Origin of the sequence: Merdimonas faecis (genome assembly GCF_001754075.1) — a bacterium.
Classification (GTDB): domain Bacteria; phylum Bacillota; class Clostridia; order Lachnospirales; family Lachnospiraceae; genus Merdimonas; species Merdimonas faecis.
The window spans coordinates 175,787-188,705 of the sequence record NZ_MIEH01000014.1 but is presented as its reverse complement, the minus strand read 5'-3'; the positions used below and the strand labels follow the sequence as shown (position 1 = coordinate 188,705).

13 protein-coding genes are annotated in these 12,919 nt (G+C 49.9%); 1 reads left to right on the top strand and 12 read right to left on the bottom strand.

Annotated elements, in window-relative coordinates:
• Positions 1-29: 29 nt before the first annotated feature.
• The 7 genes from BKD12_RS06730 to BKD12_RS06700 form a co-directional block, all read right to left on the bottom strand.
• A complete protein-coding gene (locus BKD12_RS06730; protein ID WP_070088558.1) occupies positions 30-1,022 on the bottom strand; it encodes a diacylglycerol/lipid kinase family protein in 993 nt (330 codons plus the stop codon).
• 95 nt (positions 1,023-1,117) lie between these two features.
• Positions 1,118-1,375, bottom strand: a complete 258-nt coding sequence (locus BKD12_RS06725; protein WP_070088530.1) for an HPr family phosphocarrier protein — start codon at positions 1,373-1,375, stop codon at positions 1,118-1,120.
• A 16-nt stretch (positions 1,376-1,391) separates the two neighbouring features.
• Positions 1,392-2,273 (bottom strand): DNA-binding protein WhiA, encoded by an 882-nt coding sequence (gene whiA / locus BKD12_RS06720; RefSeq protein WP_070088529.1) that lies wholly within the window; start codon positions 2,271-2,273, stop codon positions 1,392-1,394.
• Between the two features lie 9 nt (positions 2,274-2,282).
• Positions 2,283-3,164 carry an RNase adapter RapZ gene (rapZ, locus tag BKD12_RS06715; protein ID WP_070088528.1) on the bottom strand — a complete coding sequence of 294 codons (882 nt, stop codon included), beginning with the start codon at positions 3,162-3,164 and terminating at the stop codon, positions 2,283-2,285.
• Between the two features lie 2 nt (positions 3,165-3,166).
• Positions 3,167-4,078 carry a UDP-N-acetylmuramate dehydrogenase gene (gene murB, locus BKD12_RS06710; RefSeq protein ID WP_070088527.1) on the bottom strand — a complete coding sequence of 304 codons (912 nt, stop codon included), beginning with the start codon at positions 4,076-4,078 and terminating at the stop codon, positions 3,167-3,169.
• Positions 4,079-4,229: 151 nt separating this feature from the next.
• Positions 4,230-6,608: a pyruvate formate lyase family protein gene (locus tag BKD12_RS06705; RefSeq protein WP_070088526.1), complete on the bottom strand. Its 2,379-nt coding sequence runs from the start codon at positions 6,606-6,608 to the stop codon at positions 4,230-4,232.
• A gap of 41 nt (positions 6,609-6,649) precedes the next feature.
• On the bottom strand, positions 6,650-7,414 hold the full coding sequence (locus BKD12_RS06700; RefSeq protein ID WP_242872728.1) for a radical SAM protein: 765 nt from the start codon (positions 7,412-7,414) through the stop codon (positions 6,650-6,652).
• A 134-nt stretch (positions 7,415-7,548) separates the two neighbouring features.
• Here BKD12_RS06700 and deoC point away from each other — a divergent pair, with 134 nt between their 5' ends.
• The gene (gene deoC / locus BKD12_RS06695; protein WP_070088525.1) at positions 7,549-8,211 is read left to right on the top strand and encodes a deoxyribose-phosphate aldolase; all 663 of its coding nucleotides are present in this window, start codon (positions 7,549-7,551) and stop codon (positions 8,209-8,211) included.
• Here deoC and BKD12_RS06690 read toward each other — a convergent pair.
• From BKD12_RS06690 to xylB, 5 genes are all read right to left on the bottom strand, one after another.
• The gene (locus tag BKD12_RS06690) at positions 8,182-8,427 is read right to left on the bottom strand and encodes a hypothetical protein (protein ID WP_070088524.1); all 246 of its coding nucleotides are present in this window, start codon (positions 8,425-8,427) and stop codon (positions 8,182-8,184) included. The genes deoC and BKD12_RS06690 overlap by 30 nt on opposite strands.
• A 120-nt stretch (positions 8,428-8,547) precedes the next feature.
• Positions 8,548-9,324: an N-acetylmuramoyl-L-alanine amidase gene (locus BKD12_RS06685; RefSeq protein ID WP_070088523.1), complete on the bottom strand. Its 777-nt coding sequence runs from the start codon at positions 9,322-9,324 to the stop codon at positions 8,548-8,550.
• A 64-nt stretch (positions 9,325-9,388) separates the two neighbouring features.
• On the bottom strand, positions 9,389-10,321 hold the full coding sequence (gene pfkB / locus BKD12_RS06680) for a 1-phosphofructokinase (protein ID WP_070088522.1): 933 nt from the start codon (positions 10,319-10,321) through the stop codon (positions 9,389-9,391).
• A 9-nt stretch (positions 10,322-10,330) separates the two neighbouring features.
• Complete coding sequence (locus BKD12_RS06675) at positions 10,331-11,380, bottom strand: galactitol-1-phosphate 5-dehydrogenase (protein ID WP_070088521.1); 1,050 nt, start codon at positions 11,378-11,380, stop codon at positions 10,331-10,333.
• A gap of 4 nt (positions 11,381-11,384) precedes the next feature.
• Positions 11,385-12,902 (bottom strand): xylulokinase, encoded by a 1,518-nt coding sequence (gene xylB, locus BKD12_RS06670; protein WP_070088520.1) that lies wholly within the window; start codon positions 12,900-12,902, stop codon positions 11,385-11,387.
• Positions 12,903-12,919: the final 17 nt, after the last annotated feature.

The following is a 12,919-nucleotide window of genomic DNA, read 5'->3' as shown; positions in this document are numbered from 1 at the left end:
AAATAAACTTTTCACTTCAGCTTTTTATTTTACTGTTCGTTTCCCGGGTTCTCCTCATCCGGATTTCCGCTCGCTTCTTCTTTCTTTTCAATTGCGAAAGCTTCCGGCTCTGCAGTCAGCTCCCTGACATGCTCCTCCGGCACCATGATCTGAAGCTGCTTATTCAGATTTTCCACCACCACTTTATCATGGCTTCCGCCATATTCTCCGTCCAAAGTCCAGGAAATCTCTTCCAGAGATTCAAACTCGATCTTTCCGGTCTTAAAAGAGTACATATGCTTGGTGTCCACCTGCTCGATCAGAAGAGCCGCTATGATCTCCTGCAGCGCAATCGGATTCTTCGGCGTTTTTATCAGGGTCACCTCAAACAAACCATCATCAAAGACCACCTGCTTGCCGACCATATTGCGGAATCCTCCTACTGAGCGGGAATTGGTCACCATTCCATATATAAATTCATCCTCAATCACCTCGTCGTCATGTGTCACGCGGATACGATAGGAAGGCACATTAAACAGTCTCTTTGTTCCCTCCAGCACATAGGCCAGGTGGCCCAGCACGTTCTTCATTCCCTGCTTGGTTTCATAGGATACATCTGTAAAAAGGCCGAACGCTGCAATATACACAAACGTCCCATCATTGAATTTTCCCACGTCACATGGAAAAACCACCCCGTTTACCGCATTGTCAGCCGCACCCAGCAGATTTCTGGGAATATGGAGGCTATTGGCAAAGTCATTGGTCGTCCCGGTAGGGATATAGCCAATAGGATTTTTCTCCTGACGTTTCATCATCCCGGTCACCACTTCGTCAATGGTTCCGTCCCCGCCGCTGCACACTACCAGATCATATTCTCCGGCAGGATATCTGCGCACCTTTTTATAGGCATCCTGATAGGCCTGTGTCGGATAGATGACTACCTCATAGCCTGCTTTTACAAAAATATCCACGATATCCGAAAGCTTTGGCTTTAAAAGCTCCTTTCCTGCATGGGGATTATATATAAACAACAGACGCTTCACGTCGATTCCCTCCTCCTGTTTTATATATCTTCCGTGACAAAAGAAGGGCATATATCATGCCCTTCCCCTGTGCTTATGTATGGATACAGATACTGTTAACTCTGAGCAGCCAGAAATTTTTCAACACCGGACGCCGCCGCTTCTTCATCACTGCCATTACTTACCACTATGATGTTCAGTCCTTTTTTCAGCTTCAGGCTCATCATTCCAATGAGGCTTTTCGCATTGATCTTCTTATTCTCGATCTCAATGTAGACCTGACTGTCATACTGGCTGGCTTCCTGGACCAAAAGCGCGATTGGATGATCTTCCTTATCCATATCCTTCTGAATAATCACTGGTCTTCTAATCATATCTACTTGCTCCTCCTTACTGTTCCCTTAACTTCTCTGCCATCTCACTCAGTTTTCTGAGTCTGTGATTCACTCCGGATTTTCCCACTGGGTGCAAAAGCAGCTTCCCCAGCTCCTTAAGCGGTGCCTCCGGATACTGAAGCCGTGCAAGTGCGACTTCCTTCAATCCCTCCGGCAGCTTCTCAAAACCTACGGTATCTCTGATGTAAATGATATCCTCTTTCTGCTTTACCGCGGCAGAAACGGTTTTGTTGATATTCGCAGTCTCACAGTTTACCTTCCGGTTCACAGAATTGCGCATTTCCTTCAGGATACGCACATTTTCCAGCTCCATTAAAGCTTTGTGCGCCTCCATCACGTTCAGGATATCTACGATCTGTTCCCCTTCCTTCAGATAGACCACATACGCTTTCTTTCTCTTCACGATCTTCGCATCCAGCCCAAAGCTGTTGATCATTTCCTTCAGATGCTCTGCCTGTCTTTCTTTTTCACAGACAATCTCAAAGTGATAAGACTTGCTGGGATCACTCATAGAACCGGAAGCAAGAAATGCCCCCCGGATGTATGCGCGCTTACAGCACACAGCCTGCACGATTGCCTGCCTGACAGCCAAAAGCTCTTCTCCTCTGGCGTAAATATGATAACTGCTGCTGCCTTTTACCGTATTCCTGCGAACGACGATATCCGTTCTTATATTAAATGTTTTTTGCAATAATGTAAAGCCCTTTCTTGCGACTCTCAGATTTTCTGTATGGATCGCAAGACGGCAGACTCCGCTTTCTGTCTCCCGAAAAGCCCCCGCCATTTCTACCAGCGCAGAAAGTTCCGCAAGGTTACAATGCCTGGCTTTTGCGTGGTGTCCTGCCAGCTCTTCTTTTATATTTCCCGAAAATGACATTCCTCATCACTACCTTGCCTTTGTAATCGCATCCTTGCCAATATCCCGATGTTCGATCCTGATCCCGTAGTTATCATTTTTGCCCAATGCCTCATAGAGAGCCGACGCCAGTGTCACGGAACGATGCTTTCCTCCTGTGCATCCAACGGCGATCACCAGCTGCGTTTTCCCCTCCTGCACGTAATTGGGGATCAGAAACTCTACCATATCCACCAGCTTTTCAAGGAAAACCACAGCCGCGTCACTGCTCATTACATAATCCCGGACCTCTTTATCCTTTCCGGTCTTCGGCCGCAAGTCTTCAATATAATAGGGATTAGGCAAGAACCGCACATCAAAGACCAGGTCCGCATCCGCCGGGATCCCATATTTAAATCCAAACGACATCACAGAGATATACAGATTTTTATATTCTTTGTTTTCCACAAAGATTTTATTCAGTTCCGCCTTCAGCTCTCTTGTCAGCATATGGGTCGTGTCGATCAGATAATCCGCCCGCTCCTTCAAAAACTCAAGACGTTTCCTCTCCTCCCGGATACCGTCCTCAATGCGTCCCTGGCTTCCTGCCAGCGGATGAAACCTTCTCGTCTCCTTGTAACGCTTGATCAGCACATCATCGCCTGATTCCAGATATAAAATCTCGTAACGGAGCTTCGCCTCGTCCAACTCATCCAGCACCTTGTGAAGCTCCTGGAAACTCTGGCCGCTTCTTATATCCACTCCCAGCGCCGCCTTACTGATCTCGGCCCCTGAGGCCTTCCACAAATCCGCGATCTTCGGGATCAACGGCACCGGCAGATTGTCCACACAAAAATATCCCACATCCTCCAGCATTTTAAGGGCGGTACTTTTTCCCGCTCCTGACATTCCTGTTACGATCACCAGTCTCATCTTCAGAACACTCCCAGTCTCTTCACTTCCGGTTCCAGCGCTACGCCAAACTTTTCTTCCACCTTTGCAGATACCTGCCGCATCAGGCTATGGATATCTGCCGCTGTTGCATTTCCTGTGTTGATAACAAAACCACAGTGCTTCTCAGAAACTTTTGCACCGCCCACCTGAAAACCGGCAAGTCCGGCATCCTGGATCAGCTTCCCGGCGAAATATCCTTCCGGACGCTTAAAGGTACTCCCGGCACTTGGATACTCCAACGGCTGTTTTGTAACACGTCTGGTCCTAAGATCATCCATCCGGGCCTTGATCTCTTCCGGATTGCCTGCGCTAAGCTCAATCTCAGCTTCCAGTGTAATATAACCCTCTCTGGAAATGATACTGGTGCGGTAGCCCATTTCAAGGTTCTCCCTATCTATTCTCCGGATCTGTCCGGCACTGTCCAGCACTGTGACACTTTTTAAAACATCCTTCATTTCCCCGCCGTAGGCTCCGGCATTCATCACACTGGCTCCTCCGATGGTTCCCGGGATCCCCGCAGCGAATTCAAATCCCGTCAGACTGTTCTCACAGGCCTTCGCTGCAATGGCAGAAAGCAACGCACCAGCCTGCGCACGGATGATGTTTCCCTGCACGCTGATTCCACTCATAGAACGGTATATCTGCAGGATCACTCCCCGATATCCGTCATCCGACACCAGAAGGTTGCTCCCGTTTCCGATCACGTAACAGGGCACCTCTTCCATCCGGCAAAGCTCCGTCACTCTCTGAACCTCTTCCGCCGTCTCCGGCATAACAAAATAATCCGCCGGACCTCCCACACGAAAGGTAGTATGGGTCTTCATCGGCTCATCCCTTCTGATTTTTTCTTCTGATAATATTCCTCTCAGTTTCTGATAAAAATCCTGCTTCATATCACACCCCGGTCTTCTTCTTCATTTCAACGTTCATCATACACTAAAACCCGGGCAAATTCAACGTTTACTTCAAAATGGGGAGAGCGGAGGCCCGCCCCTTCCTGCAAAAAAGGCAGACATCCGCTCTGTCAGATGTACGTAAAAAAGATTATAAGCTTGTAGATTCCATATCCAGCCGGGTAATGATATCCTCCTGGATGGCCGGAGACAGATCCAGGAAATTCACAAAGGTTCCGTGGATCCTCATAATGTAAACTCCACTTGGAGCATATTTCTTTGGCTCCTTCAGTACCTTCCGGAGCATATCCGGCGTCGTCACATTTACATAGAGGTAAAACGGCTGGATATTCGGATTCTCCGGATTGTAGAACAATGGATTCATGATCTTATCCCGGAACTCCAGTCCTTTTCCTTCAAATGTCTCAGACCGGAAATAATTCGGGTTGATCCCGAAGTGGGACGCATATCCGCCGTTCATCTTTTCATAGGGAAGCTTCATTCCGGACAGCACCCGGAATCCAAGACCTGAGTGCGCCTCTCCGTACAGCGGGTCCACGCCGTAGCCCAGCATATCTCTTGACTTTCTTCCGTCTGGTGTGGCTCCTACCCAGTAGCCGTAAAGCAGGTGCGTGGACGGTGTGGAGAAATCACTCCGGAAAGGATTGCCCAGATAATTTTTCTTGGAAGCCACGATATCCGCCACTTTATTTGCAACCTCCTGAGCTTCCCGGTCTACCTCCGTCTCGTTATTTCCAAACTTCTTGCAGTTCATCAGATACTCATGCATCTGGGGATCATTTTCAAAGTTGGTCCGAAGGGCTTCCACCAGCCTGTCTGCATCCTGCGGACGCTCCTTCAGCAGCGTGTCGATGGCAATGAAGGAATCCGCTACTACAGACAATCCGTGGATCAGGCAGCCGCTTCCGTTGTATTTGGTTCCCTGTCTCTTCGTGTCTCTGGTATCGATCCCGGATTCTACTCCGCCCATCATCGTGGACAGGAAGGGTACCTGCAGAAGTCCGATCGCCTCTGACGCCGCATTGGCAGCTTTTGTCATTCTGTCAGCATATTCGTCTACATTCTGATAGAAGATCCTGCGGATATTCTGAAGCACCTCCAGTTTATTCTTACAGCCGTTCTCTTCGTCCGTCTTTCCAAGCTTCTTTCCGGTGATCGTGGAAACGCCTCCGCTGATGCAAAGCTCCAGGATCTTTCCTAAGTTCAGCCAGCTATTGGTGGTGTTGCCATTGTCTTTTCCCATGATCAGAGGCTCCTGGCAGCCTGCCACGGAATAATCCTGGAGGTCCTCGTGATCTACGCCGTGAGCTTCAAGAATCGGGAAGAGACTGTCGTCATTAAATAATGACGGGGTCAGGCATCCCGGTGTAAAGAAGAACCGCCCCAGGCTCTCATACAGCTCCTTGGGCGTATTTTTATGTAACTTCACAGACAGGATCGGCTGTGGAAGGTTCATGTCATAATATGCATCCAGAAGTGCATAGGATGTCGGGTTCGTCAGATCCTCGCCTTCGTTTGATTTTCCCCCGATGATCAGATTCTGAGAGATTGCCCAGCTTCTGTCTGCCACATTGAAGAACACCAGCAGGTGCTTAAACAAAGACGCCGCCACTTCCCTGCTCATATTGGTCTTTGCACGGTAAGGCTCAAAGATCCGGTCTGCATTTCCCACAGAAAAAGCAAACGGATTCGGCGTCTGCTCCAGACACATGGTCTGCCAGATCAGGATGAAGGACTGGATCGCCTCAAACAGATCATCCGCCCCGTGGCGAGGCACTTTCTTTAAGGTATCCTTCATCAGATGGTATCGCTCCTTTGCTTCCCCCGATGCAGCCGCTTCCTTTTCTTCCGCCAGGGCCGCATACCGGTCCGCCAGCACCTCCAGGGCATCCAGGGAAATCTTCATCGCCTCGAAATAATCTTTCCTGTCACCCCCGCAGGCCGCCTGGTTCTTCTCGATCTGCGCGCGGATGCTTTCCGTTCCGCCCGCCAGCATCGGACGCACATCCGGAATCAGATGTCCGGTCACCTGCTCGATAAAGTAGATCGCCTCGCTGGTGTCGTCTCCCGCCAGATCATAGGCATGGCGCAGTGCGTCTGCAAATTTGGTGTGATTGTTATATTCCTTCAGGTCGTCGATCCGCTCCTGTGTGATATCTCCGATGGGATCAATATCTCCGAATACTGCCACCGGGTCGCAGTAGCCGCTGAAGGAATCTACGGTAAACGCCGGATTGATCAGTGCATATGAACGGGCAAAGGAGTCATCCTGAGTCCCTGCAAACACGTGGTAATCCCCGATGGAGAGCGGAATCCTTCTCATCACCTCAACCTGTGTCTTTGCGATCCGGATACAGTCCGGATCATCTTTGAATTTTTCGTCACATTCCCGCTGGATCTCTTTTGCCAGAAACCAGCCTTCCAGGTGGTTCAGGCTCCGCTCTTCTTTGAAGCGTTCCTTGGCAAGCTCTGTGATCTTCTGTGCATTCAATACTGCCTTGATTTCCATACTCCTTACTCTCCTTTCACATCTATGTTTCCGATATGTATTTAGCTTTTTCTATACTGAAGCCCTCGCTTTTCGATCTTCTCTTTAAAATCTTTGATCTGTTCCACCGTCACATGGGCTTTTTCTGTCATCTCGTAGTCCCATCCACATTCTTCCCACTTCTTCTTCCCGAACTCATGGTATTTCAGAAGTTCAAAAGTCACATTGGGCCCCTTCAGTTCTTCAAAAAGGTCAAGGAAATGCTCCACATCCTCCGGGCTGTCATTCACACCCCCGATCAGCGGTGTACGGATATCCAGCCTTGGATGCTCCCTGGCCGCCTTTTTCAGATTTTCATACACCAGGGAAAAAGGGACGCCTGTATATTGCAGATGCTTTTCTTCATCCCAGTGCTTACAGTCCATGATCAGCTGGTCCACATAGGGGAACAGCTCTTCCAGCCTTGCATGCGTCCCATTCGTCTCGATCGCCGTGTGGATCCCGGCCTCCTTAAGCCTTTTTAAAAGCTCTTTTAACGCCCCGAACTGCATGGTCGCCTCGCCTCCGCTGAAGGTAACCCCTCCGCCGTCAAAAAACATCGGCTTGCAGCTTAGGATCTCTTCAAAGACTTCATCAATAGGATACTCTTTATAAGAAAGTCTGGGAGACTTATCCTTCTCTCTTATCATGGCTCCTCCGGCAGGCATCCCTTCCGGATTGGCACACCATCTGCACTTCATATTGCACCCCTGAAGATGATAGACCAGGCGGTTTCCCTGGCCGTCCTGAGAATAATTAAAGCCTTTTTGAAAGATCTTCAATACCATAAAATCTCCCCCACTTTTCTATCTTTAATGGTATTATACCATATAACCATTTCTTGTCAACCACTTTTATTGACTTTTTACAAAATCTGTGATATAACACAGAAAATCCACGACTTCTAAAAGGGGGTAACTATATGAATCCATCTGAACTTTTTCCCTATATTGACCATACTCAGCTGAAGGCCTATTGTACCTGGGAAGATATTACGGCACTCTGCCAGGAGGCTCTTGCCTTCCACACCGCTTCCGTATGCATCCCGCCTTCCTATGTGGCAAGGGCTCACAATACCTTTGGCCCTTCCCTGAACATCTGTACAGTCATCGGTTTTCCTCTGGGATACAGCACAACCGAGAGCAAGCTTAGGGAAGCCGAAAGCGCTATCAACGACGGAGCATCGGAGCTTGACATGGTGATCAATATCGGAGACGTCAAAAACGGTGATTTTAAAAGAGTATACGAAGAGATTCTTGCCATCCGCAAAATTTCAACCGAACAGATCTTAAAGGTTATCATCGAAACCTGCTATCTTACAGAGGCAGAAAAAATCCGGCTCTGTGAAATCGTCACAAAAGCCGGAGCAGACTATATCAAAACTTCCACCGGTTTTGGCACCGGAGGCGCCGTGATGGAAGATATTTTATTGTTTAAAGAGCACATTGGCCCTTCTGTAAAGATCAAGGCCGCCGGAGGCATCCGTACACTCGAAGACCTGGAAGCCTTTGTAGAAGCCGGCTGCAGCCGCATCGGCACCAGCTCCGCAGTAAAGCTACTGTGTTCTTCTGCGGTAGAGGAATAAAATCCCGCCAAGCAATCCGACGATAATTCCTGCATAGATGGCGGCACACATCAGCTTTGTAATGCAAAGCGCTGCCGGAGTGCCTGTGATCAGGCAGAACAAAAGCCCCGCGGCAAGTGTGCCTGCCGTCCAGCAGATAATGTTAATTGTAAGAAACGCCGCAGCCGCCGATTCACTGTCAAAATGCTTATTTACTATCTCCCATAATGTTCTCATACACTTTCCCTCCCTGAAATCATACAGGTTCCTTATTTTCGTTCCCGAGATTATTATGCCCTAAAATTGTTAAGCAAACCCGACGCTTCCTTTTAAAATTATGTTAAATATCTTTACAGGCTATCTGACGATCACCGCCGGATATCCAGCACGTTTGATCTTTTGTTCCATAGCCGCGGCCTCATCCAGATTCGTGTATTCCCCCACCTGCACCAGATAAAACGGACCGGAATCATCAATATAGGCCGGAATATCCAGGTCCATCAACTCCTCCATCAGCCGCTGGGCATAAGTCCGGTTGCGGTAAGCCCCTGCCTGCACCCGGTACTTTCCGCCCTCTTCTCCCACATTGTCTGTTTCCCCTTCATATTCCAGCGTATCGAGGATTCCTCCCGCAATCGCCTGTGCGATATCGTCAAAGTTTTCATCAAAGAGCTGATTATCCACATCTGAATTGATAAATCCTGCTTCTACCAGCACTGCCGGCATATCCGTCCGCCGAAGCACTGCCAGGTCTGGTCTTGCGTGTACGCCAAGGTTTACAAACCCCACCGCCTCCAGCTGCTCATTGATGTCCTGGGCCATCTCGTATTTGATGCCGGACAGGTCATAGACCAGGCTTTCCACTCCGGATGCCTTATTGCTTTCCGGCGTTGAATTCCGGTGGATCGACACAAAATAATCCACGCCAGCTTCATTTGCCTCTCTTGCCTTCTGCACCGGCGTTTCATAGATATCTGTGGTCCGGGTATACTCTACATCCAGCCCACGGTCCTCAAGGATCTGTCCCACAGCCAGAGTTAATTTCAGTGTATCATCCTTTTCCTGCCGTCCATTGTATACCGCACCGGGATCTCTTCCTCCGTGTCCGGCGTCCAGCATAATTGAATATGGCATAAAAATACCCCTTTCACAACACATTCTATCCTAATGTATGCGTGAAAGGGGTATTTTGCTTCATCTATCCGATTTTTTCTATCCTGATCTGAGGATACAGCCGTTCCATATCTTCTTTTACAAAGAATCCCGTCTCTTCCCTCAGAGCCGCGGCCGCAGAAATAGCGCTTGCTTTTCGCAGTGTCTCTTCAATAGACAGCCCCTCTTCAAACCCCAGCGCAAACCCTGCGATCATAGAGTCCCCGCAGCCCACTGTATTTACCGCGTCAATCTTTGGCACAACGGCCCGGAACACTCCCTCGTCACTGACCACCAGCGAACCGTCAGCGCCCAGGGACACGGCCACAACCTCCACGCCTTTTTCGTGGACAGCCTTTGCCGCCTCAATGATGTCTTCTATATGGTCACAGTGTTTCCCTGTCAGCATGCGGATCTCATCAATATTGGGCTTTACCATAGTAGGGCAAGCCTCAATCCCCATTTCCAGAAGTCGTCCGCTGGTGTCCAGGATCACCTTTTTCCCGGCGTCCTTCACAATCTTTACCAGCTTCTGGTAAGCAGTCCCGTCAAGTCCTTTCGGCACACTGCCGGACATCGCTACCACGTCCGCTTTCTCCACAAGCCCTCTGAACTTTTCCACAAAGGCTTCAAACTCTTCTTCCGCCACTGTGAATCCAGGCTCCAGAAACTCGGTCTGTTTCTGCTTTTTCTCATCCCAGATATTGATGCAGGACCGGCTTTCCGCCTTTAAATGATAGAAATCACCCTTAACATGATAGTCGGCCAGAGATTCTTCAATATAGTTGCCCGCATGGCCACCCACAAATCCGGTGGCCACCACAGAAGCGCCTGCTACCGCCGCCGGCTTGGATACATTTAATCCTTTGCCCCCCGGCACATAGGCACATTCTTTTACCCGGTTTACTTCTCCCTCTTTAAATTCCTCTACCACATAGCGTTTATCGATCGCAGCATTCAATGTTACTGTCAGTATCATAACGGCCTCCTAATCTTCATTCATCAGCAGGATCTTGCCCTGGACCAGTCCCGGAGTCTTGTACATCCGAAATGCCTCCTGCGCCTGGCTCATCGGCATCTTCTTATAGATAAATCCCGGATCAAATTTCAGCTGTCCTGTCGCAAAATAGTGTGCTGTCAGCTTCCATTCCTTTCCCGGAAACGGCGCGCTGTAAGACATCCAGGATCCGGTCAGATAAAACTCCTTACGATTCATCTTCTCCCACAATGCAGGCGTGAAGGTGATTTCTGCGTGAGGCGTTCCGATGCAGCACACATGCGCCTTATTTGCCGCCACGTCAAAGGCCATTTTAAGGGTCGGCACCTGTCCCGCGGTTTCAAATACATAATCATAGCCTTTATTTTCCGTAATTGCCATCGCTTTTTCCAGATAGTCTTCCTGGGTGGTATTGATCACCTCATCTGCCCCCAGTCTTTTCGCCAGTTCCAGACGCTCGTCGCTGATATCAAAAACCACCACTTTCCTGGATCCGAAGATCTTGGTCCATTGCATCGTAAACATGCCAATGGTGCCGCCGCCCAGGATCGCCACATAGCCGCCGCCCTGATACTGGTTCTGGTATACGCCGTGGAGCGCAACGGTGGATGGCTCAAACATAGCCGCCTGCTCATATGGAATACACGGATCATAGACAACGGCGTTCTGCTCCGGGATCACCACATAATCCGCATTGCTGCCCTGCTGTCTGGAGCCGATAAAGCTATAATGTTTGCAGAGAGAAAAATTTCCCTTCTGGCAGTCGTCGCATTTCATGCAGGGAACCAGAGGCGCACCGGACACACGGTCCCCGACCTTTACGCTGGTCACGCCCTCGCCTACTTCTACCACATCACCGGAAAACTCGTGTCCCAGTACGATAGGGTAGAAATGCACACCATTCTGAAGCACTCTTGGGATGTCGGATCCGCAGATTCCGGAGGCTTTTACTTTTACCTTCACAGTTCCCGGAGTCACCTGCGGCTCCTCATAATCCATATAACGTACGTCTTCATTTGCACATACAACTGCTGCTTTCATCTTCTTATCTGCTCCTTTCTGCCATGATATCTTTCAGATGATCATATAGTTTTAAATAGGTTTCATAATTTCTGTCGTAAACTTCCCGGTTCTTCGGATCCGGCTCGTGGGTTCTCTTGATCTCCACCGTCTTTTCCACTGCTTCCTCAAAACTCTTATACATACCAATGCCTACGCCGGCCAGGATCACAGCCCCCAGAGTCGTAGCCGTATCTGAGGATGGAACGATGATCTTTTTGCCGGTCACGTCTGCTTTAATCTGGGTCCAGAGGAGCGAATTCGCCGATCCTCCCATAGCCCTTAAAACGCTTACCTCCGCTCCGGCTTCTTTTGCTACGTCCAGATTATGCTTCAGTGACAGCGCCACACCTTCCATGGCTGCCCGGATGAAATGTCCTTTCGTCTTGCTGAAGTCCAGTCCGTAGAACACACCTTTTGCATTCGGATCCCAGATCGGGGAGCGCTCACCGGACATATACGGCAAAAATACCATTCCGTCGCTGCCGGGAGCCACCTTTTCTGCGATCTCATTAAACTGTGTAAGAGAGCTCTTTCCCAGCTCTTCTTTTCGGCTTCTTTCATAATCTCCAAACTGCTGCTCCATCCAGCGCATCACACCGCCGCCGCCCACGGTGCCGCCCTGCAGGATCCACTGGCCTGCCGCCGCATGATAACTTAAGATCAGTCTCGGATCTGCTTTGTACTCATCAATACAGATGCTCATGCCTCCGGCCTGTCCCCCCTGCTCCTGGGTCTCTCCCGGATGAACCACGCCGGCTCCCAGGGTTCCGCAGGCCGCGTCCAGTGCTCCTGCTGCCACCGGTGTTCCGGGAAGAAGGCCACATTCCCTTGCAGCCTTTTCAGTCACGCCGCCTACAATGGCATGGCTTGGGTAGATGTCCGGAAGCAGATCCTCCCGGATGCCAAGCTCCCGGCACATATCAAGATCCCACACGCCTTTTCGCATATCGAAGCAGTGCAGCCCGTATCCCTGGCTTAATTCCTGGGTCATTTCCCCGGTCAGTTTGTATGCGATATAGCTGTTGGACTGCAGAATTTTATATGTATGCGCATAGACTTCCGGCAAATTTCTCTGGTACCAGAGGATCTTGGGTGTGGTATAGGTGGCTTTAAAGGGATTGCCGCATACCTGGAGGATCCGGTCCTCTCCGACTTTACGGCCCACTTCTTCACAGATATCGGCCGCTCTGGTGTCCATCCAGATGGGTGTGTTCGCCAGCACTTCCCCGTTTTTGTCTACCGGTATGGCTGACCAGCTCTGTCCGTCAATACCGATTCCCGCGATATCTTCCGCCCTGATCCCACTCTTTTCCAGCATGGCTTTGATAGCGCCGCACACGGCCGCCCACCATTCCTCCGGGTTCTGCTCCGCCCAGCCCTGCTGCGGATAATAGACCGGATAATCGCCGCTTCCCGTGGCCAGCACATGGCCGTCTTCATCAAAGACTGCCGTCTTACAGGCGCTGGTTCCGATATCGATTCCCAACAAATACTGTTTCATAGGTCCTCCCACTCTTT

Coding starts and splice junctions, on each gene's coding strand:
- pfkB (WP_070088522.1), bottom strand. CDS start 10,321: ATGATACTGACAGTAACATTGAATGCTGCGATCGATAAACGCTATGTG.
- deoC (WP_070088525.1), top strand. CDS start 7,549: ATGAATCCATCTGAACTTTTTCCCTATATTGACCATACTCAGCTGAAG.
- BKD12_RS06725 (WP_070088530.1), bottom strand. CDS start 1,375: ATGATTAGAAGACCAGTGATTATTCAGAAGGATATGGATAAGGAAGAT.
- rapZ (WP_070088528.1), bottom strand. CDS start 3,164: ATGAGACTGGTGATCGTAACAGGAATGTCAGGAGCGGGAAAAAGTACC.
- BKD12_RS06675 (WP_070088521.1), bottom strand. CDS start 11,380: ATGAAAGCAGCAGTTGTATGTGCAAATGAAGACGTACGTTATATGGAT.
- BKD12_RS06700 (WP_242872728.1), bottom strand. CDS start 7,414: ATGGTATTGAAGATCTTTCAAAAAGGCTTTAATTATTCTCAGGACGGC.
- BKD12_RS06705 (WP_070088526.1), bottom strand. CDS start 6,608: ATGGAAATCAAGGCAGTATTGAATGCACAGAAGATCACAGAGCTTGCC.
- murB (WP_070088527.1), bottom strand. CDS start 4,078: ATGAAGCAGGATTTTTATCAGAAACTGAGAGGAATATTATCAGAAGAA.
- BKD12_RS06685 (WP_070088523.1), bottom strand. CDS start 9,324: ATGCCATATTCAATTATGCTGGACGCCGGACACGGAGGAAGAGATCCC.
- whiA (WP_070088529.1), bottom strand. CDS start 2,273: ATGTCATTTTCGGGAAATATAAAAGAAGAGCTGGCAGGACACCACGCA.
- BKD12_RS06690 (WP_070088524.1), bottom strand. CDS start 8,427: ATGAGAACATTATGGGAGATAGTAAATAAGCATTTTGACAGTGAATCG.
- xylB (WP_070088520.1), bottom strand. CDS start 12,902: ATGAAACAGTATTTGTTGGGAATCGATATCGGAACCAGCGCCTGTAAG.